Source organism: Mesorhizobium sp. LNHC209A00, assembly GCF_000502915.1.
Taxonomy (GTDB): domain Bacteria; phylum Pseudomonadota; class Alphaproteobacteria; order Rhizobiales; family Rhizobiaceae; genus Mesorhizobium.
The window spans coordinates 148,445-169,433 of the sequence record NZ_AYWT01000005.1 but is presented as its reverse complement, the minus strand read 5'-3'; the positions used below and the strand labels follow the sequence as shown (position 1 = coordinate 169,433).

The 20,989-nt window shown below is 63.0% G+C and carries 18 protein-coding genes; 9 read left to right on the top strand and 9 right to left on the bottom strand.

Annotated features, from left to right (window positions below; genetic code table 11):
* Positions 1-6 precede the first annotated feature (6 nt).
* The 3 genes from X739_RS150510 to leuS all read right to left on the bottom strand — a co-directional run bounded on the left by X739_RS150510 (position 7) and on the right by leuS (position 5,927).
* Positions 7-2,463: a DNA translocase FtsK gene (locus tag X739_RS150510; RefSeq protein ID WP_023794831.1), complete on the bottom strand. Its 2,457-nt coding sequence runs from the start codon at positions 2,461-2,463 to the stop codon at positions 7-9.
* 274 nt (positions 2,464-2,737) lie between these two features.
* The gene (lptE, locus tag X739_RS150515; protein ID WP_023771768.1) at positions 2,738-3,316 is read right to left on the bottom strand and encodes an LPS assembly lipoprotein LptE; all 579 of its coding nucleotides are present in this window, start codon (positions 3,314-3,316) and stop codon (positions 2,738-2,740) included.
* A complete protein-coding gene (gene leuS / locus X739_RS150520; RefSeq protein ID WP_023771769.1) occupies positions 3,303-5,927 on the bottom strand; it encodes a leucine--tRNA ligase in 2,625 nt (874 codons plus the stop codon). Before leuS ends, lptE begins: the two co-directional genes overlap by 14 nt.
* 153 nt (positions 5,928-6,080) lie before the next feature.
* On the opposite strand from leuS, the gene X739_RS150525 reads away from it, so the two are divergent.
* From X739_RS150525 to X739_RS150540, 4 genes are all read left to right on the top strand, one after another.
* Positions 6,081-6,743, top strand: coding sequence for a YggS family pyridoxal phosphate-dependent enzyme (locus X739_RS150525; protein WP_023771770.1), 663 nt, complete (start codon positions 6,081-6,083; stop codon positions 6,741-6,743).
* Positions 6,744-6,810: 67 nt separating this feature from the next.
* Entirely contained in the window at positions 6,811-7,065 is a 255-nt protein-coding gene (locus X739_RS150530; protein WP_023771771.1) for a type II toxin-antitoxin system Phd/YefM family antitoxin, read from the top strand.
* Positions 7,065-7,466 carry a type II toxin-antitoxin system VapC family toxin gene (locus tag X739_RS150535; RefSeq protein ID WP_023771772.1) on the top strand — a complete coding sequence of 134 codons (402 nt, stop codon included), beginning with the start codon at positions 7,065-7,067 and terminating at the stop codon, positions 7,464-7,466. Before X739_RS150530 ends, X739_RS150535 begins: the two co-directional genes overlap by 1 nt.
* A gap of 155 nt (positions 7,467-7,621) precedes the next feature.
* On the top strand, positions 7,622-8,671 hold the full coding sequence (locus X739_RS150540; RefSeq protein WP_023794830.1) for an aldo/keto reductase: 1,050 nt from the start codon (positions 7,622-7,624) through the stop codon (positions 8,669-8,671).
* A gap of 62 nt (positions 8,672-8,733) precedes the next feature.
* On the opposite strand, the gene X739_RS150545 is transcribed toward X739_RS150540, so the two are convergent.
* Positions 8,734-9,639: a LysR family transcriptional regulator gene (locus X739_RS150545; RefSeq protein WP_023794829.1), complete on the bottom strand. Its 906-nt coding sequence runs from the start codon at positions 9,637-9,639 to the stop codon at positions 8,734-8,736.
* Between the two features lie 122 nt (positions 9,640-9,761).
* On the opposite strand from X739_RS150545, the gene X739_RS150550 reads away from it, so the two are divergent.
* Together X739_RS150550 and X739_RS150555 are read left to right on the top strand one after the other, a co-directional pair.
* On the top strand, positions 9,762-10,943 hold the full coding sequence (locus X739_RS150550; protein ID WP_023794828.1) for an MFS transporter: 1,182 nt from the start codon (positions 9,762-9,764) through the stop codon (positions 10,941-10,943).
* 55 nt (positions 10,944-10,998) lie between these two features.
* Entirely contained in the window at positions 10,999-12,033 is a 1,035-nt protein-coding gene (locus X739_RS150555) for an aldo/keto reductase (protein WP_023794827.1), read from the top strand.
* A gap of 69 nt (positions 12,034-12,102) precedes the next feature.
* Here the strand turns inward: X739_RS150555 and X739_RS150560 are convergent, their stop codons facing one another.
* A complete protein-coding gene (locus X739_RS150560) occupies positions 12,103-12,375 on the bottom strand; it encodes an usg protein (protein ID WP_023771777.1) in 273 nt (90 codons plus the stop codon).
* A 317-nt stretch (positions 12,376-12,692) separates the two neighbouring features.
* On the opposite strand from X739_RS150560, the gene acs reads away from it, so the two are divergent.
* Positions 12,693-14,741, top strand: a complete 2,049-nt coding sequence (acs, locus tag X739_RS150565) for an acetate--CoA ligase (RefSeq protein WP_023794826.1) — start codon at positions 12,693-12,695, stop codon at positions 14,739-14,741.
* Positions 14,741-15,487 (top strand): MOSC domain-containing protein, encoded by a 747-nt coding sequence (locus tag X739_RS150570; RefSeq protein ID WP_023771778.1) that lies wholly within the window; start codon positions 14,741-14,743, stop codon positions 15,485-15,487. The genes acs and X739_RS150570 overlap by 1 nt, the downstream gene beginning before the upstream one ends.
* A gap of 15 nt (positions 15,488-15,502) precedes the next feature.
* Here the strand turns inward: X739_RS150570 and X739_RS150575 are convergent, their stop codons facing one another.
* The 3 genes from X739_RS150575 to X739_RS150585 form a co-directional block, all read right to left on the bottom strand.
* The gene (locus X739_RS150575; RefSeq protein WP_023794825.1) at positions 15,503-16,771 is read right to left on the bottom strand and encodes a cyclopropane-fatty-acyl-phospholipid synthase family protein; all 1,269 of its coding nucleotides are present in this window, start codon (positions 16,769-16,771) and stop codon (positions 15,503-15,505) included.
* 334 nt (positions 16,772-17,105) lie between these two features.
* Positions 17,106-18,584, bottom strand: coding sequence for a pilus assembly protein (locus X739_RS150580; RefSeq protein ID WP_023771779.1), 1,479 nt, complete (start codon positions 18,582-18,584; stop codon positions 17,106-17,108).
* Positions 18,585-18,967: 383 nt separating this feature from the next.
* Complete coding sequence (locus X739_RS150585) at positions 18,968-19,837, bottom strand: transglutaminase family protein (RefSeq protein ID WP_023771780.1); 870 nt, start codon at positions 19,835-19,837, stop codon at positions 18,968-18,970.
* Between the two features lie 170 nt (positions 19,838-20,007).
* Here X739_RS150585 and X739_RS150590 point away from each other — a divergent pair, with 170 nt between their 5' ends.
* Complete coding sequence (locus tag X739_RS150590; protein WP_023771781.1) at positions 20,008-20,673, top strand: HAD-IA family hydrolase; 666 nt, start codon at positions 20,008-20,010, stop codon at positions 20,671-20,673.
* 9 nt (positions 20,674-20,682) lie between these two features.
* Here the strand turns inward: X739_RS150590 and X739_RS150595 are convergent, their stop codons facing one another.
* Positions 20,683-20,904, bottom strand: coding sequence for a DUF1674 domain-containing protein (locus tag X739_RS150595; protein WP_023794824.1), 222 nt, complete (start codon positions 20,902-20,904; stop codon positions 20,683-20,685).
* Between the last annotated feature and the right edge of the window lie 85 nt (positions 20,905-20,989).

The window sequence follows — 20,989 nt, the reverse complement described above, 5'->3', positions numbered from 1 at the left end:
CTCCGCTCAATCCGCGTCGTCAGTGTCAGGCACCGCCGCCGGCTGGCGTTTGCCCGCCATGATCTCGCGCTTGCCGACATGGTTCGGTGCGCCGACCAGACCTTCCTTCTCCATCCGCTCGACCAGTGAAGCGGCGCGGTTGTAGCCTATGCCGAGGCGGCGCTGGATGTAGGACGTCGAACATTTCTTGTCGCGCAACACCACCTTGACCGCCTCGTCATAGCTGGAATCGCCATCCTCCGCGGCAACGGCTCCCTTGTCGAAGACCGCTCCCTGGTCGTCTTCCTCTTCCTCTTCATCCTCGTCGGCCGTAACGGTCTCCAGATATTCCGGGCGGCCCTGCGCCTTCAGATGCGCCACGACATGCTCGACCTCTGCGTCGGACACGAAGGGGCCGTGCACGCGGGCGATGCGCCCGCCGCCCATCATGTGCAGCATGTCGCCCTGGCCGAGCAGCTGCTCGGCACCCTGCTCGCCCAAAATGGTGCGGCTGTCGATCTTGGAGGTGACCTGGAATGAGATTCGGGTCGGGAAGTTGGCCTTGATAGTGCCGGTGATGACGTCGACGGAAGGCCGCTGCGTGGCCATGATCAGGTGGATGCCGGCGGCGCGCGCCATCTGCGCCAGGCGTTGGATGGCGCCTTCGATCTCCTTGCCGGCGACCATCATCAGGTCGGCCATCTCGTCGACGATGACGACGATATAGGGCATCGGCGCGAGGTCGATCTCCTGCTGTTCGAACAACGGCTCGCCGGTGCCCTTCTCGAAGCCGGCCTGCACGGTCATGACGACCGTCTCGCCCTTGTCGCGGGCGGTGGCGGCGCGCTCGTTGTAGCCGTCGATGTTGCGCACGCCGAGCCGCGCCATCTTGCGATAGCGGTCCTCCATCTCGCGCACCGCCCATTTGAGCGCGGTGACCGCCTTCTTCGGATCGGTGACGACGGGCGTCAGAAGGTGCGGGATACCGTCATAGACCGACAGTTCGAGCATCTTCGGGTCGACCATGATCAGCCGGCATTCTTCCGGTTTCAGCCGGTAGAGCAGCGACAGGATCATGGTGTTGATGGCGACCGACTTGCCGGATCCCGTGGTGCCGGCGACAAGCAGATGCGGCATCTTCGCCAGCTCGGCGATGACAGGTTCGCCGCCGATCGTCTTGCCAAGGCAAAGCGCCAGCTTGCAGCTGGTCTTGCGGAAGCCCTGCGATTCGATCAGTTCACGGAAATAGACGGTCTCGCGGGTCTCGTTCGGCAGCTCGATGCCGATGACGTTGCGGCCGGGCACCACGGCGACGCGCGCCGAGACCGCCGACATGGAGCGAGCGATATCGTCGGCGAGACCAATGACACGGGAGGATTTGACGCCGGGCGCCGGCTCGAACTCGTAGAGGGTAACGACCGGACCAGGGCGAACATGGATGATCTCGCCTCGCACGCCGAAATCCTCCAGCACGCTTTCCAGGAGATCTGCATTCTGCTCGAGCCGCTCCTGCGACATGTAGAAGCCCTGCCCTTCCGGCGGCTGCTGCAGCAGCTCCTCCGAGGGAAGCTCGTAGCCTTCGCCCGTCACCGGCTGCACAACCTTGCCAGCCATGGGCAGCGACGGACGCACGGCGAGATTGGTTTCCTCCACACGTTGCGCAAATGGCGCCCGGGCGGCGCTGGCTGCGGCAGGCGCCGTCGCGGCCGTTGTCCGAGCCAGCCGGACGGTCCTGCCTGCCGGGACGGACGGCTCGACCACGACCTTGTTGGAGTTGGCCGGAAAGACGTCCGGCAGGGCGGGTGGAACCTGGCCAGGAAGGCATTCGATGACACGGAACAAGGCGGTGACATCGGCCACCGCCGGTCCGGAGTCACCGGCCCGCACGGCGGCAACCGGCGGAGCCGTGACCGGTGCACGTGGGACCGGGCTGACTTGGCGGGCCGGTGTCACGTCGACCAGAAGCGGCGCCAAGCCCTCGAAGAAAGCATGATCCGAAAGATAGGGCCGCCGGGCTTTTTCAGCGGGGGCTGCTTTGACCGGCGCGCCATTCCCGACAACGGGCGCCGGGCGCGTGGCCGCTCGTGCCGTTGCTGGCGCCTTTAGAGCCGCCGGCGCAACGCCTTTCGCCGTCTCCCCGCTACGCGCCGGCTGAGCGGGCCCGGCCGATGCCGGTCCGCGATGCATGACGCCAGGACCGACCTGCTGCGTCGGGAGCGCCAGCGGGTCGTCCTGCCCGGCAACTTCGTCCTGCGGTTGGCGGTGCTTTGGCTCATAGTCCGGCGTGCGTGTAAAACGCACATTGGGTGCAAGGAAAAAATACTCTTGCCAGGCAGGGCTTTCGGTGTCGCCACCCTGCGGGAAAGAAGCGCCGGACTGGCGGACGTCGACCTTGCCGCGCGGGCCGCCGGAACGCTCTCCTTGGGGGTCATCGGGCGCAGCTGTGTGCAACGAATTGATCCGAGAAAAACGCCTGGCTTCCATGCTCAAGACTCACTGTGAAACGACTGCCGAGCAATAGGGAGCGAGTGGTTAACAGTTGCTTCCTGTCAGCGTCGCTGGAGCGATCGAGGCACATCTTTCGCGGCGAAGCGCTTGGCTGAAAAGCGGGCTAACCCTGGCCACGTGAAAACCCGCGGTCAGGCTTCGCATGGCACCAAAGCCCGGCTGCCGGCGCGTTTCCATCACCCTGACACAGGATAGGGATATCGAGAGAATGAGAGAGGGCGTTCGGCCCTCTTTTGAGACGGCGACCGTGCTAGCTGGCCGCCTTGCCGTGCCGGGCCAGATCCTGGGCGATCGACAGCTGCAGGGCTTCAGCCAGCTCGCGCGCGGCGCGGTTCTCGGCGTCGATCTGCGCCCGGTAGGAGGCAAACTCCTGACGCGGCCTGTCGAAGGACGAGGTGATCGCCCGCTTGCCGACGGCGATCACCGCGCCGGTTTTCGCATCGGTCAGTGTGTAGCCCGCGGTCAGTGTCACCGACCCAGCCGTCGGCTCGTCTTGATCGGTTCCATTCTGTACCAGCGCCGAGGATTCAACGCCTTCGGTCACGCCGAGGTCGAGCGAATAAAGCGGCGAGGCTGGCTCGCCGGCGCCGCGCCCGAACCCGAAGATCAGATTGTTACGCACCTGCTGGGCATAGCGCGTCCGGACCGGCTTGACGGCGATCGATGCCATCTCCGCATTGGCGGTCGAGCCCGTCGACAACGGCGCGCTCGAATAGAGCGGCCGCACCTGGCAGGCCGAAATGAACGCCAGCGACCCGACGAGGCCGGCAAGCGCGATGCGGCGCAGCAGACGGCCCAGCTCTGTCTTTTCCCGGTCAGGCAACGACATTGACGATCCTCTGCGGCACGATGATCACCTTGCGCGGAGCCTTACCTTCAAGTGCTTTCTGCACGAAGTCGAGAGCCAAGACCGCTTTTTCGACCGCACCTTGGTCCGCGTCGCGGGCAATTGTCAAATCCCCCCGCTTCTTGCCGTTGACCTGCACCGGATAGGTGACTTCGTTGTCCACGACCAGCGCCGGATCGAAGACCGGCCAGGGCCGTTCGGCCACCAGATCGACGCCGCCCAGCGTCTCCCAGCACTCTTCAGCCAGGTGCGGCATCACGGGCGCGATCAGATGCACCATGATCTCCACGGCCTCGCGGCAGGCGCTTTTCAGCGCCGGAACGGCCTTGCCTTCCGCCACTTCGTTAAGCGGGGCTGTCAGCGCGTTGGCCAGTTCATAGATGCGAGCAATGGCGCGGTTGAAGGCGAGCTTCTCGATGTCTTCGCCAACCGCCTTCAGGATCTTGTGCGCGGCCTTGGAAACCGCCCCGGCCTCGCCATCATTGGCCGCCTTGGGCGTGACCCCTGCCAGCGTCTCGGCCGCCGTCGACACCAACCGCCAGATGCGCTGCATGAAACGATGCGCGCCGGCGGCACCGTCGTCGGTCCACTCGACATCGCGCTCGGGCGGCGAATCCGACAGCATGAACCAGCGCGCCGTGTCGGCGCCGTAGCCATCGGTGATGTCTTCCGGGCTCACCGTGTTCTTCTTCGACTTCGACATCTTCTCGAGCGGCCCGATGGTGACCGCCTCGCCGGTGGCGACGTCGATGGCGCGGCGCTTGCCGTCGACGTCTTCCAGACGCACCTCGGTCGGCGCCAGCCAGCGCCCATTCGACGCCGAGCCGACACGGTAGGTTTCGTGGACCACCATGCCTTGCGTGAACAGGCCCTTGAACGGCTCGGCCAAGGCAACATGGCCGGTCTCGCGCATGGCGCGGGTGAAGAAGCGCGAATAGAGCAGATGCAGGATCGCATGCTCGATGCCGCCAATATATTGGTCGACCGCCAGCCACTCGTTCGCTGCCTTAGGATCGGTCGGCTCATGCGCCCAGGGCGCGGTGAAGCGGGCAAAATACCAGGACGAATCCACGAACGTATCCATCGTGTCGGTTTCGCGCCGCGCGTCCTTGCCGCATTGCGGGCACTTCACATGCCGCCAGGTCGGGTGACGGTCGAGCGGATTGCCTGGCCGGTCGAAATCGACATCGTCGGGCAGCTTGACCGGCAGATCGGCCTTCGGCACCGGCACCACACCGCAATCCTCGCAATGGATCATCGGGATCGGGCAGCCCCAGTAGCGCTGGCGCGAAATGCCCCAGTCGCGCAGGCGGAAATTCACCTTGCGCTCGGCCATCGGCCGGTTGCCGATGGTCTTTTGCTCCAGCAGCCTGGCGACTTCATCGAAAGCGCTGTCCGGCGGCATGCCGTCGAGGAAGCGCGAATTGATCATCGCGCCATCGTCGACATAGGCCTCGTCGACGATCTGGAACGTCTTGGGATCGGCTCCGTCAGGCATCACCACTGGCACCACCGGCAGGCCGTATTTGTTGGCGAAATCGAGGTCGCGCTGGTCATGCGCCGGGCAGCCGAAGATGGCGCCGGTGCCGTATTCCATCAGCACGAAATTGGCGACGTAGACAGGCAGCGTCCAACTATCGTCGAAAGGATGGACAACGCGGATGCCGGTGTCGAAGCCTTTCTTCTCGGCCGTCTCGAGCGCCGCCACCGAAGTGCCCATATGGCGTACTTCGTCAATGAACTTCGCCAGGGCCGGATTGGTCTCCGCGGCCTTCTTGGCCAGCGGATGATCGGCGGCGATTGCCATGAACGAGGCACCGAAAATGGTGTCGGGCCTTGTCGTGTAGACTTCCAGCTCATGCTCGCCGGCGATTTCCGAGGCCAGCGGCCAACGGATCAGCAGGCCTTCCGAACGGCCGATCCAGTTCTGCTGCATCAGCTTCACTTTTTCGGGCCACTCGTCGAGACCGTCCAACGAATCCAGCAAGTCTTGGGCAAAGTCGGTGATCTTGAAGAACCATTGCGTCAGCTCGCGCTGTTCCACCAGCGCGCCGGAGCGCCAGCCGCGCCCGTCGATGACCTGCTCGTTGGCGAGCACCGTCATGTCCTCCGGATCCCAGTTGACCTTGGAGGATTTGCGCGTCACCAGCCCCTTCTCGACGAAGTCGAGGAACAGCATCTGCTGGCGGTGGTAGTAGTCGACGTCGCACGTGGCGAATTCGCGCGCCCAGTCCAGCGACAGGCCCATCACCTTGAGCTGCTCGCGCATGGCGGCGATGTTCTGGTAGGTCCATTCCTTGGGATGCACCTTGTTCTGCATCGCGGCGTTCTCAGCCGGCATGCCGAAGGCGTCCCAGCCCATCGGGTGCAGCACGTTGAAACCCTTGGCGCGCTTGTAGCGGGCCACCACGTCGCCCATCGTGTAATTGCGGGTATGGCCGATATGGATGCGACCCGACGGATAGGGGAACATTTCCAGCACGTAGTATTTCGGGCGCGGATCGTCATTGTGCGCTTCGAAAAGCTTCTTCTCGGCCCAGGCCTTCTGCCATTTGGGTTCTGACGCGCGCGGGTTGTATCGTTCGGTTGCCATGGGACGTTTTTCACTTAAAAGCATGCGGACTGCGGGCAAGAGCCCGGCAGTTCATGAAATGTGGTCCGGGTGTTCACCATGGTTTGGCAAACCCGTCAACCATATGGACATCGCGGCTGACAAAAACGCGGGTCAAAACAGCGGGATTTGCATATGGGCGACACCGTTCAGCAGTTTTTCACGGTCAAGGCGAAGATCGCCGCCGCCGAGCGGGAGGCGGGCCGTGAAGCCGGCGCGGTGACGCTGGTGGCGGTCTCCAAGACCTTCGACGCCGCCGACATAGGCCCGGTCATCGAGGCCGGCCAGCGCGTCTTCGGCGAAAACCGCGTGCAGGAAGCGCAAGGCAAATGGCCTGACCTGAAGGAAGCTTTCCCCGACATCGAACTGCACCTGATCGGCCCGCTGCAGTCGAACAAGGCGAAGGAAGCGGTGGCGCTGTTCGAGGTCATCGAGACGGTTGACCGCGACAAGATCGCCGTGGAGCTCGCCAAGGAAATTATCCGGCAAGGCCGTGCGCCAAAACTCTATGTCCAGGTGAACACCGGTTCCGAACCGCAGAAAGCCGGCATCGAACCGCGCGAGGCGGTCGCCTTCGTCAGACGCTGCCGGGAAGTGCACGGCCTCGGCATCGAAGGCCTGATGTGCATCCCGCCCGCGGACGAGAACCCCGGCCCCCACTTCGCCTTGTTGGAGAAACTCGGCGAGGAAGCCGGTGTCGCCAAGCTGTCGATGGGCATGTCCGGCGACTACGAGACCGCGATCGCCTTTGGCGCCACCAGCGTCAGGGTGGGTTCGGCGATTTTTGGAAGCCGGTAGCCCGAATTTCAAGCTTGCCGCGTCATGCGTCAATACTATATCTAGCCAGGCTAGCTAGGAGCATTCCATGAACTGGCACCTTCAGGACGCAAAAAACAATTTCTCCAAGCTGGTCCAACGCGCGCGCAGCGAGGGACCGCAGACGGTAACGCTGCGCGGCGAGCGTGCCGCGGTGGTACTCTCCGCCGAGGATTACGACCGCCTGGCTGGAAAGAAGAAATCCTTGGCCGAATATCTTTTGACAGGTCCGGTTTGGGACGATGATTTCGCCGAGGAGGTCAACCGGCGTCCGGAAACGATGATCCGGAACGTCGATCTCTGATGTATCTGCTCGACACGAACATTATTTCCGATCTGCGGAGGCAGCAACCCAGGCCGACTGAATGGCTGGCTTCGGTGGATCCAACATCAGTGAACCTCAGCGTCATTACCCTTGGTGAGATCGAGCGTGGGATCGTCAAGCTGGGCAAGGTCGACCCCGGAAAGGCGGCACGCCTCGATCTCTGGCTACGGGAGCTTCGGCATGACAACGCCGACCGTATTCTTGCTGTCACGGAAGATGTGGCACTCACTTGGGGCCGCATCACCGCCGGCCGAACACGAGGCAGCGCTGACACGCTCATCGCGGCAACCGCACTTGTCCATGATCTCATTCTGGTGACTCGCAATGTCGCCGACTTTGAAGACATTGGCTTGACGGTGCTCAACCCCTGGGCCGTCTAAGCGTCCCTATCTGCCCGGAGCGCGCCATTTTCGCCATGGCATATCGCTGGGCCTGATCCACAAGCGCCATTATACCAGCGCTATACCAGCACTTGAAACGAAACGTACCGTTCCCATTTGCTTTGATGTCGCCACACAGCCTCTTGGAGTCTCAGATGCGTTACAATCAGCTTGGAAACACGGGGTTATTCGTCTCCGAACTTTGCCTCGGCACCATGACCTTCGGCGCCGCCGGCCAAAACACCCAATGGGGCCTGATCGCCAGCCTCGACCAGAAGGGCGTCAACGAGATCGTCGGCCGCTCGATCGCCGTCGGCGTCAACTTCTTCGACACGGCCGACGTCTATTCCGTCGGTGAGTCCGAACGTCTGCTTGGTCAGTCGCTTAGGGATCTCGGTGTTGCCCGGTCAAACGTAGTCATCGCCACCAAGGTCCACGGCGCCGTGGGTGAGGGACCAAACCAGCGCGGCTCCTCGCGCGGCCATATCATGGATTCGGTCGACGCCAGCTTGGAGCGGCTGCAGCTCGACCATATCGATCTCTATCAGTTGCACGGCACCGACGCGGTGACGCCGATCGACGAGACACTGCGGGCACTTGATGATCTCGTCTGCAGCGGCAAGGTCCGCTATGTCGGTGTCTCCAACTGGCAGGCCTGGCGCATCGCCAAGGCGCTAGGCATCGCTGACCGCAAGGGCTTTGCCCGCTTCGAAACTATCCAGTCCTATTATTCGATCGCCGGCCGCGACCTCGAACGCGAGATCGTGCCGCTGATCAACGAGGAGAAGCTCGGCCTGATGGTGTGGTCGCCGATGGCCGGCGGGCTGCTTTCCGGCAAATACGGGCCCGGCGCGCCGGGCAATGGCGAGGGCCGCCGCGCGTCCTTCAACTTCCCGCCGGTCAACGAGGAGCGTGCCTGGGCGGCGGTCGCCGTCATGCGCGAGGTCGCCGAGAAGCATGATGTCGGCGTCGCGACCGTGGCGCTCGGCTATGTCCTGGCCAAGCCTTTCGTGATGAGCGTGATCATCGGCGCCAGCCGCATGGACCAGCTCGAGCAGAACCTTGCCGCCACCAGCCTCAAGCTCGATGCCGACGATCTCGCCAAGCTTGACGAAGTGAGCGCACTACCCGCCGAATATCCCGGCTGGATGGTCGAACGCCAGGGCGCCGGCCGTCGTCCGGCGCCTTTCGTGCCGAAGGCATAACTCGTACCGCTGGCAAGCCAGTCCTTTTCAACGCCGCGCGTCGCATCGACGCGCGGCTTCGATTACAGCCGAACGGTCTCGGCAAGAAAGTCGAGAAAAGCCCGCACACGTGCCGGCAGGTGTTTGCCCTGGCCGACATAGACGGCATGCGTCGGCTCTTCGTCGCCGGGGTTGAAATCTTCCAGCAGCGGCACCAGCCGGCCGGCGGCAATGTCGGGCTCGACATGCCAGCGCGCCAGTCGGGCAATGCCGGCCCCGGCGACGGTCGTTTGGCGCATCGCCTCGCCATCGGTCAACGTCAGGTTTCCGACAACCGGGGTGATCACCGGCGCGCCTGCCGTATCGATAAAGGGCCAGCCGTCGATATGCCGCGCGAAACCGAAAGCGAGCGTGTTGTGACGCCCGAGATCGGACAGCGTGCGCGGCGTGCCGTGTGCTTCGAGATAGGAAGGTGCCGCGACCACCACCATTCGGCTTTGACCGAGCTTGCGCGCCACCAGCCTCGATTCGCGCAGCGGCCCGGCGCGGATCGCGACGTCGGCCCGCTCTTCCAGCAGGTCGATCACGCTGTCGGTCAGCACAGCCTCGACGAAAATTTCGGGATAGCGCTCCAGAAAGCGCGGCAGCAGGTCCATCAGCCGGTGTTGGCCGAACGGCACGTAGCTGTTAACCCTCAGCCTGCCGCGCGGCGCGGCTCCTGCCGCGGCTTCTCGCTCGGCCTTATCCATGTCGGCGAGCACGCGCACGCCGCTGTCGTAGAACGCCGTCCCTTCCGGCGTGAGCTGGAGTTTGCGCGTCGAGCGGCTGACAAGCCGCGCCCCAAGCCGGGTTTCGAGCCGCGCTATCAGCTTGCTCACCGCCGATGGCGTCATCCGCAACCGCCGCGCCGCGGCCGAAAAACTGCCTGCCTCGACGACGCGCACGAAGACTTCGATCTCGCCGGAACGGTTGATTTCGGGCCTGGCCATCTGTGAATCTATTTCACAAGAAGTATGCCTTGGGCAAGTCTGGTTCACAACATGGCGGATCACGATCTTCCGGGCCAGGGCGCGGACTGAGCGTTCCTTTGCCGACACATGGGACCATCGCCATGCCTCTTGCTCTTTATGCCCTCGCCGCCGGTGCTTTTGGCATCGGTGTTACCGAATTCGTCATCATGGGCCTGCTCATCGATGTCAGCAAAGACCTCGGCGTGTCGATCTCCGCCGCCGGCCAATTGATCTCGGCTTATGCGCTCGGTGTCGTCATCGGTGCCCCCTTGTTGACCATCGCCACAGGCAACTGGCCGCGCAAAACCGTGCTGCTTGCGCTGATGGCGATCTTCACGATTGGCAACCTCGCCTGTGCGCTGGCGCCCGACTACTGGACACTGATGGGTGCCCGCATCATCACCGCCTTCGCCCATGGCACCTTCTTCGGCGTCGGCTCGGTCGTCGCCACTGGTCTGGTCGCGCCCAACAGGAAGGCTTCGGCGATCGCGCTGATGTTCACCGGCCTGACCATAGCCAACATCTTGGGCGTGCCCTTTGGCACCTGGCTCGGCCAGGCCTTTGGCTGGCGTGCCACCTTCCGGGCGGTGACCGCCGTCGGCCTCGCGGCCTTCGCCGTCATCCTGGCCCTGGTGCCGCGCGGCCAGGCAGCGCCGGAGAAGAGCGATCTGCGCACCGATCTCGCCGTGCTTCGCCGCACGCCCGTCCTGCTCGGCCTCGCCACCACGGTGCTCGGCTATGCCGGCGTGTTTGCCGTCTTCACCTATATCGCCCCGTTGCTCACCGAGATCAGTGGCTTCAGGGAAGCCGCCGTATCGCCGATCCTGCTCGTCTTTGGCGGCGGCCTCATCGCCGGCAATCTCGCCGGCGGCAAGGTCGCCGATCGCTGGCTGGTGCCGGCGGTGCTCGGCAGCCTCGTGGTGCTGGCGCTGGTGCTTGCCACGATGAGCTTCGCCATCCACAGCCAGGTCATGGCCGTGATCTATGTCGGTCTGCTCGGTGCCGCCGCCTTCGCCACAGTGGCGCCGCTGCAGATGTGGGTGCTGGAAAAGTCGCAAGGCGCCGGCCAGAGTCTGGCCTCATCGTTCAACATCGCCGCCTTCAATCTCGGCAATGCGGCCGGCGCCTGGCTTGGCGGCGCGGTCATCGCCCATGGCCTTGGATTGGGTTCGCTCACCTGGGTCGCCGCCCTGTTGCCGCTCGCGGCACTCGCCGTGGCCGGACTGGCGCTGCGCCTTGATGGTGGCACCACATCAGGTGCGCCTGTCTCCGTCCGGTCGTGACGCCAGCCGACATCCGTATCGTCCGACCTCTTCACAAACCACCAGGAGCAAGAAAATGGACTATCGACGTCTCGGCGCATCGGGCCTGAAAGTCCCGGTGCTTTCATTCGGCGCGGGCACCTTCGGTGGCTCCGGCCCGCTGTTCGGCGCCTGGGGCAGCAGCGACGCGCAGGAAGCGCGGCGGCTGATCGACATCTGTCTCGAGGCCGGCGTCAACCTGTTCGACACCGCCGACGTCTATTCGAACGGCGCCTCGGAGGAGGTGCTCGGCGAAGCGATCAAGGGCCGTCGCGACGCGGTGCTGATCTCGACCAAGACGGCGCTGCCGATGGGCGACGGGCCGGGCGACCACGGCTCCTCGCGCTCGCGGCTGATCAAGTCGGTCGACGCCGCGCTGAAGCGCCTCGGTACCGACTATATCGACCTGCTGCAACTGCACGCCTTCGATGCCGGCACGCCGATCGAGGAGGTGCTGTCGACGCTGGATGACCTCGTTCGCTCCGGCAAGCTGCGCTACGTCGGCGCCTCCAACTTCTCCGGCTGGCAAGTGATGAAGTCGCTCGGCCTGGCGGAGAAGCACGGCTATCCGCGCTATGCCGCGCATCAGGTCTACTATTCGCTGCTCGGCCGCGACTACGAATGGGAGCTGATGCCGCTCGGCCTCGACCAGGGCGTCGGCGCGCTGGTGTGGAGCCCGCTTGGCTGGGGCCGCCTGACCGGCAAGATCCGCCGTGGCCAGCCTCTGCCGGAAAAGAGCAGGTTGCATGAGACGGCTGATTTCGGGCCGCCGGTCGGGGACGAGCATCTCTATCGGGTCATGGATGAGCTCGACGCGGTGGCGCAGGAAACCGGCAAGACGGTTCCGCAGATCGCCATCAACTGGCTGCTGCGGCGCCCGACCGTTTCCTCCGTCATCATCGGCGCTCGCAACGAGGAGCAACTGCGCCAGAACCTCGGCGCCGTCGGCTGGACGCTGACGCCGGAGCAGGTGAAGAAACTCGATGAGGCAAGCGAAGTCACCGCGCCCTATCCGTACTTCCCCTATCGACGTCAGGAAGGCTTCGCCCGGCTGAACCCGCCGGCGGTTTGATGATGCGGCCGCTAACAGGCTAAGTCGCTGGACGGCGCCTGCCTAAACAGCCATCGCCGTCTTGCCATCTCAATGCAGCACGAACTCGCCATCCACCTTGCGCCATTCATTCGGCGCGATCAGCTTCTGGTGCGTGTAGACCACCGAATGCAGTGGCCCGTCGAGTTTGGCTTTCCAGAATTCGATGAACCGGATCAACACCGGAAACTTCGGAGCGATGTCGTAGTCCTGCCAGACGAAGCTCTGCAGGAGATGCGGGTGGTCGGGAAAATGATAAAGAATCTTGGCCGTGGTCAGGCCGTAGCCTTTGAGGATCAGGTCCATTTCAAGATGGTCGCGCATTATGGTCCCCTTGGGCGGTCCCCTGGTTGATTCTCCTTTCCTCCCAGCTGCCAATTGTGCGCGCCGTTACTTAACTGTCTATTGATTTTTCTTGATCTCAAAGGGAACTTTACCCGCGAAAACATGCGGTTAGCAGCGAACATCGTCGAGTGCTGACAGTTTCGAAAAGCGCCCCTGCGGCATCCCGCCGCGCGAATCCAACGTCTAATGTTGCCGTCGCGACGGAACTGGTAATAATGCCGCCGAATTCGCGGCTGCGTAGCTGCGATCCCGCAGGCGTTTCAAGCCGGCGGACTGGTTCGGGAGGAAAGCCAAGAATGTCCGAGGTTCATGTCCATCGCGTCCAGCCGGCGTGGAAGAAGAACGCCCTGATCGACAATGACACCTACCTCAAATGGTATGCCGACAGCATGAAGAACCCGGACAAGTTCTGGAGCAAGCACGGCAAGCGCATCGACTGGTTCAAGCCTTTCTCCAAGGTCAAGAACACCTCCTTCGACGGCAAGGTCTCGATCAAGTGGTTCGAGGATGGCCAGACCAATGTCTCGTACAATTGCATCGACCGCCACCTGAAGAAGCGCGGCGACCAGACCGCCATCATCTGGGAAGGCGACAACCCCTACGACGACAAGAAAATCACCTACACCGAACTCTACGGGCACGTCTGCCGGCTCGCCAATGTGATGAAGAAGCACGGCGTCAAGAAAGGCGACCGCGTCACCATCTACATGCCGATGATCCCGGAAGCGGCTTATGCGATGCTGGCCTGCACGCGTATCGGCGCTAAGATCGGAAGAGCACACGTCNGCGTCACCATCTACATGCCGATGATCCCGGAAGCGGCTTATGCGATGCTGGCCTGCACGCGTATCGGCGCTATCCATTCGGTCGTCTTCGGCGGCTTTTCACCGGATGCCTTGGCCGGCCGCATCGTCGATTGCGAATCGACCTTCGTCATCACCGCCGATGAGGGCCTGCGCGGCGGCAAGCCCATCCCGCTCAAGGAAAACACCGACAAGGCGATCGACATCGCCGCCAAGCACCATGTCAAGGTCAAGACCGTCGTGGTCGTGCGCCGCACCGGCGGCAAGATCGGCTGGGCGCCGGGACGCGATGTCTGGTATCACGACGAAGTCGCGACGGTTAAGTCTGATTGCAAGCCGGAGAAGATGAAGGCGGAGGATCCGCTCTTCATCCTCTACACGTCGGGCTCGACCGGCAAGCCGAAAGGCGTGCTGCATACCACCGCCGGCTACCTCGTCTATGTCTCCATGACGCACCAATATGTCTTCGACTATCATGACGGCGACGTCTATTGGTGCACCGCCGATGTCGGCTGGGTGACCGGCCACAGCTACATCGTCTACGGGCCGCTCGCCAACGGCGCCACCACGCTGATGTTCGAAGGTGTGCCGAACTACCCCTCTCAGTCGCGCTTCTGGGAAGTCATCGACAAGCACAAGGTCAACATCTTCTACACCGCGCCCACGGCGCTGCGCGCGCTAATGGGTGCCGGCGACGCGCATGTGAAGAAGACCTCTCGCAAGTCGCTGCGCGTGCTGGGCTCGGTCGGCGAGCCGATCAACCCGGAAGCCTGGGAGTGGTATTTCAACGTCGTCGGCGACGGCAGGGTCCCGATTGTCGATACGTGGTGGCAGACCGAGACCGGCGGCATCCTGATCACGCCGCTGCCGGGCGCCACCGACCTCAAGGCAGGCTCGGCGACACGGCCCTTCTTCGGCATCAAGCCGCAGTTGGTCGATAGCGAGGGCAAGGTGGTGGAAGGTGCGGCTGACGGCAACCTCTGCATCACCGATTCCTGGCCCGGCCAGATGCGCACCGTCTATGGCGACCACGACCGTTTCGTGCAGACCTATTTCTCCGCTTACAAAGGAAAATACTTCACCGGGGACGGCTGCCGCCGCGACGCCGATGGCTATTACTGGATCACCGGCCGCGTCGATGACGTCATCAACGTCTCCGGCCACCGCATGGGCACGGCCGAGGTCGAATCGGCCCTGGTCAGCCATGACAAGGTTTCCGAAGCCGCCGTCGTCGGCTATCCCCATGATATCAAGGGTCAAGGCATCTATTGCTACGTCACCCTGATGGCCGGCGAGCAGCCGAGCGAAGATCTGCGCAAGGAGCTTGTCGCCCATGTCCGCAAGGAGATCGGCGCCATCGCCACGCCTGACAAGATCCAGTTCGCGCCCGGCCTGCCCAAGACGCGTTCGGGCAAGATCATGCGCCGCATCCTGCGCAAGATCGCCGAGGATGATTTTTCCGCGCTCGGCGACACCTCGACGCTTGCCGATCCGGCCGTGGTCGACGACCTCGTTGCCAACAGGCAGAACAAGAGGGGCTGATGCGGGAAGACGCGGCATTGGGCACCGTCACCCAGTTGTGGCGCTATCCGGCAAGTTCGCTCGCCGGCGAGCGCCGGGACACCATCCTGGTTGGACCGGTTGGCATCGAGGGCGACCGCCTGTTCGGTCTCGTCGATGTCTCGGACAATGAGATCGCCCGGCCCGATCGTGACGCCAAGTGGCACAAGGTGCCTCGCATCCGCACCCGGCTGGGCCGCGACAGCGAACTGGAAATAGCCGTTCCCGATGGCGACTGGCTTGCCGCACCCGGCGCCGAATGCGACCGCGCCGTGTCGGCCTATCTCGGCTTCGGCGCCTCGATCCGACCGTTCCACGGGGAGAGCGCGGCCGGCTACGCCGGGCCGCTGACCGCGGAGCGCTACCGCAAGGCGCCGATCCATCTCCTGACCACGGCCTCGCTGGCTCGGCTGAAGGCGCTCCATCCGGAGGGGGCCGCCGATCCGCGCCGTTTCCGTCCCAACATCGTCGTCGACATGGCCTCGGTCGACGGCTCGTTTCCCGAAACCGAATGGATCGGCAAGAAGCTCGCCATCGGCGATCTCGTCCTGACCATCTCCGAGCCGTGCCGCCGCTGCGGCTTCACCATCATCGCCCAGGATGGTTTCGACGATGATCCGGGCATCCTGCGTAATCTGGTCCGCCACAACGCCCACAATCTCGGCGTCTACTGCACAGTCGACCGGCCCGGCCGGGTCGGGATCGGCGCGCCGATGCGGTTCGTCTGACCTTCCGGCCCAAGCCTATCGATAAAGATCCGCCCGCGTCGGTGGCAGGCCGCTCGGGCCTCGCGCGCGTTTGGTGGCGACAGTCTGGAATATCTGCGCCGAGGCGCGTTCAAAGGTGATGGAGCAGCCGCTCAGGTAAAGCAGCCACAGCCGCGCCTTGGCTTCGCCGACCTCGGCGATCGCCTCGTCGAACCGCGCCTGCAGACGCTCGGCCCACAGCCTGCAGGTGCGGGCATAGTGCTCGCGCAAATTCTCGACATCGTAGACGAGGAAACCGTGTGCTTCGAGATTGCCCAATGTCATGCCGATCGTGTCGAGTTCGCCGCCCGGGAAGATGTATTTGATCAGCGCCTTGTATTCAGGCCCCTTGCGCAGGGTTTTCTTGATGTCGCCCTTGCTGCGCCTTGTGATGGCGTGATGCAGATAGATGCCGCCCGGTTTCAGCAGCCGGTGGACGGCGGAGAAATAAGTGTCATGGTTTGCCAGGCCCAGATGCTCGAACATGCCAATGGACGATATCTTGTCGAAGGTGCCGGTGAGTTCCGCGTAGGACTTTATCTCGATGGTGATCTTGTCCTCCAGACCCTCGGCGCGAATGCGCTCGCGGGCGAGTGAGGTCTGGGCTTGCGACAGCGAGACGCCGTGTCCGACGACACCATGGTTTTTCGCGGCGTGGATCAGCATCGCGCCCCAGCCGCAGCCGATGTCGAGCAATCTTTCACCGGGTTTCAGCCGAAGCTTGCGGCAGATATGGTCGAGCTTGTCGACCTGCGCCTCGTCGATGCTGTTTGCGAAATCCTGGAAATACCCGCAGCTATAGACCATGCGCTCGTCGAGAAAGAGCCCGTAGAAGGCATTCGAGATATCATAGTGATGCTGGATCGCCTCCTTGCTGGAGCCGCTGACGAACGGGTTGCGACCGGCGAGATCAACCCGCGACGCCATCTGCTTTCTCGAAAACAGCACCGCCGGCAAGTCACGCAGAAGCGCCCGTTTGGGCAACGCCTTCAGCTTCGATCGCAGCTTGCCCGTCGAAGGCAGGGCATAGAAATCGAACAGCGATCCGTCCTCGATGTCGACTGCCTTGGATATCCACATTTCGATAAGGGTCGACAGGGACGGTCGGCGAACGATCTGCCAGACAATGTCATGGTCGTTGATGATCAGCACGGGGCCGGTGGCGGGGCCGATCCGCTCACCGGTCCACAGCCTGACCGCGAAGCCGGGCTTGACCGCCTCGACTACCGTTCGAACGATGCGCGCAGCTCTTTCGGTGGCATCCATGCCTTTCCCCACGGTCGATGACGCGATGTTGTCCTTTTGGGCCGCGGATCGCAAGCACGTCACGCTTTTTCCATCCGGCATCTTGTCATTTGCTGCAACGCACCCCATCATGAGTGTGTGTTCAACAAATCGAAAGGAGGTGATCCGATGTCGAGTGATTTCGTTTTCCAGAACGTGGGCTCAGCGGATTGCACTTTCGGGAAGCAGTCTTCCCGTTAAGGCGCGAGATGCGCGGTCGGTGACCTAAGCGTCACCACCATTGAGCCGCGCCATGGACGGAAACACGGAAGGTCGCCGGCTTCGAAAGAAGCGGCGGCCTTTTCCTTTTCACGGATTATTGGGTCAGTACGACCTTTTCGGTGTTGCGGATGATTTCCTGAAAGGCATCATCCAATTCCAGACCGGTGGACACCTCGAAATAATGCCTCTCGGCGGCGGAGGCGTCTTTCGAAGAACAATCCTTCAGCACCGCCTTTGCCTGGTCCCTCTCGGTTGCCGACATATCCTTATCGTTCAGGTCGAAGCCGATGGTGAAAATCTCGATGCCGTCATTTTTCATGTTGCCGCACAGCGTTTCAGCATTGCCGCGCGCAAGGTTGCCTTGGCTGTTGTATCTCCCAGCAACACCCGCGAAGGCGGTATTGAACTGGCCGTCGGTCATCAGGATCGCAACCTTGGCGACCTTCTTCGCATCGGCGTTCGAAGCGCCGTTGCCGAGACCGGCATTCTTGATCGCAGCGCGCCATTGCGGCGACAGCATGTAATAGGTCCACTGAATGGCGATCGCGCCAGCCGTATAACCATCGGCCTGGAAGTCGTCGATCGAATCAAGCAATGCCTCCGAATCCGCTGTCAGCGGGATCACTTGCGCGTCAGGACATTTGTTCATTCCCTCGTCGCTGAGATGATCATCCCGATTTACCAGGGCATAATATTTCTTACCGTTCCTGTCTGTGCGAACCGTGTCTGGACCATCCGCGCTCAAGTCGGCATCGCCGTTCTTGCTTTTGCGCTCTGTAGCGCAGTTGTCCGGGTGTGGCATGGCCGCCCCAACAATGGAGATGTAGTCGCTGAAGGACGGCAGCAGATTTTTGCCCGTCTTGGCAACAAGAAGCGAACTGCCGGCGACGGGTGGCAGTTCAGAACTCCCTTGCTTCTCGGCATAGACGTTTTCGGCCAGTTTTCCGGCGTTCACGCCAGATGCATAGGGCACAATCGCGACCCGGACGCGGGGGTTCTTCGGGTCTTGGTTCTCGAGCATCGTCTTGACGGCATTCGTCGCAGCGACTTTCAGGTCGCCGATCTTATTGACGTTGCCCCGCTTGGCCATCGATCCCGTTATGTCGAGCATCATGGCCACCTCTATCTGCTTGTCGGAATAGAGCGCTGTGGTGGAAGCGCCGACGCGCTGCATGTCACCGGTGCTGAACAACGGGAAGTAGAGGCCGACATCGACATGGGCATCGGCCTGGACCGTGTTGGCGGTCCTGTCGACGATCAGCCTGTCGAGCACGATCTGGCCAGCGTGCAGAATGCCCGCCGCGCCGTTGGCGTCGAGAAAGGCCTGCACGGATTTGGTTGCGTCGGCCTCGTTGATGGCGCCGGTGGTCAGGTCACGTGCCGTCGATGTCACCGCCGCGTCGATGACGCCCTGCAGGCTCGATCTGGCGTTGTAGAGCTGCGTGATATTGACCGAGAAGCCCGCGGCCAGCGCCAAGACCGAGGCAGCAAAGCCGAACAGAACCGCGAAATTTCCACTGCGGTCTCCGGCGAAGCCGCCGACCGCGTGAACAAGACCCCCGTAATTCCGCATCCAACAGCCTCCACTTGCCTCGGCCTCGTCGCCGCATCGGGGGCAATGCAGGATTCCAGCCGGAACGAGAGGCGACCCGATCCGCGATCGGGAATTAACCAGCAGAACATTGTTTTTATTGGATTTTCACGGGGTAAGAAGGTGAACGGCTGGTAAACGTCAGCGAATATTACCGCGCACCTTTACCGGACGCTTACCATGCCCAGATCGATGTGCTGGTCCGGTGTCGGCGATGTCTTGTTGCGGCACAGCATCTTTGTCCCGAAGCGGGCCAACTGTCCCAGGATTGCGAAGCACGCCGGGGCACAAACTCGGACACGTGTGTTGAGATCCAGGTCAGGCCAGCCATTTGCCAGGCCGGCCTCCCCTGGATATCAACGTAGCTAGGCCAGCATCCGCGCGCTGACCGTCCTGTCAATGCCGTGATAGGGTGGATTGGACAGCCTGCCTTCCTGTTCGTAGGTCCATACCTTGAACAAGCTGAGTCGGTGCGGGCCGAAACTGTGCAGCAAGGGAACGTCGGTGGCGTCGCGGCCGCGCGCAATGACGACGCGACCGGTCCTTGGCCGGTTGTGGCGCGGGTCGAACGTATACCACTTGCCGTCGAGGAAGGCCTCCATCCAGGCCGAGAAATCCATCGGTGCGGGATCCGCCGGCACGCCGATATCGCCGAGATAGCCGTTCACGTAGCGCGCCGGAATGTTCATGCAGCGGCAGAGCGTGATCGCCAGATGGGCAAAGTCGCGGCATACCCCGACACGTTCCTCGTGCGCCTGCGCGGCGGTGCGGGTCGAACGCGCATAGCCGTAGCCGAAGGACAGGCGGTTATGGACATAGTCGACGATCGCCTGCACCCGCGCCCAGCCGGAAGGAAGATGGCCGAAAAGCTGCCAGGCGAGGTTGCTCAGATGGTCTGTCTCGCAATAGCGGCTGCCCAGGAGGTAGAAAAGCACCTCGTCGGGCAGCTCGGCGACCGGCATTTCCCGGGCCAGCGTGTTGACCTCATCCGTCTCACCGCTGTCCTCCACGACGGCGTCATAAAGGATGCGAAAGCCGCCGGCAGGCGCCGTAAAGCGGCGGCAGGCATTGCCGTGCAGATCGTGGTAGAGCCTGGTCGGCACCGAAGGCGAGGTCAGGACACGCGTCTGCCGCTTGATGTCGGCCTGCCTGTCCTTGTGAATTTCGAGCAGCGAAATGACCGGAGTGGCCTCGGCGCATTCGATGGCAATCTCATAGCCGAGGCGTATCAGCATGGGTATCGTCCCTTGGTTCGCGTGGTGGGAATTGTACGTTTGAAACGTTGCAAGGTGACGGTGGTTCCCTGCATCGCCCCCCAAATGCGCTCGCGCGCCTTTTCATGTCGGCGGCTTGGCGCTACGGTTGCGTCCTCCCTCGACCCCTCCCCCGCACTTCAAGGAAAATCATGTTTGCTGGCAGAAAATTCGCCGCCTTCCTCTTCGATATGGACGGCACGCTCATCAATTCCATCGCCTCGGCTGAGCGGGTCTGGGGCGATTGGGCGCGGCGTCACGGCCTCGACGTTGCGGCCTTCCTGCCGACGATCCACGGCGTACGGGCGATCGAGACAATCACCGCCCTGGCGCTTCCGGGCGTCGACCCCAGACACGAAGCGGATCTGCTGCTGAAGGCCGAGGCCGACGATCTCGAGGGTATTGTCCAGATCGCCGGCGCCGTGGCATTCCTCAATTCGCTGCCGCCGGAGCGCTGGGCAATCGTAACCTCGGCGCCACGCTCCCTGGCGCTTGCCCGCATGAAGGTCGCCGGCATTCCTGTCCCTGCGGTCCTCGTCGCGGCGGAGGACGTTTCCCGCGGCAAGCCGGCGCCCGATTGCTTCCAGCTCGGCGCAAGACGGCTTGGCTTCGACGCGCGCGACTGCCTGGTGTTCGAGGATGCCCCGGCCGGCATCGCGGCGGCGGAGGCGGCGGGTGCTTCGGTCATGGTGATCAACGCCACGCACCAGCATCCCCTGGCAACACAGCATGCCGCGATGTCAGGTTATGACGCAATCGGCATCACCGTCGACGAGCGAGGCTGCGTTGCGCTCGAGCAGCAGCGCAACGCAGCTTGAGATCAGTCGCTAGAAATCACTGGCCAGGCCTTTGACCTCCCAGTCACCATAGCGGCCGGGCTCCTTGCCGCCACGGCCGCCGATCTCCCGCGGAAGTGCTGCTTCCTTGCGGCGGTAGTCATGCCGCCTTGCTTCGGCTTCCTGCAGCGCGCGGCGGGCGGCGGGCGTCAGCTCCTGTGGCGGCGTGCCATCGTCCGTGCCGGGCGGCGTTTTACTGGTTTCGGCGTTCATGCGATATTTCCAGTGGATTGAAACGGGAACGGGCGTTTCCCATCATATAGCGGTGACCTCACGAGGATCGAGCTTTTTTAACCAC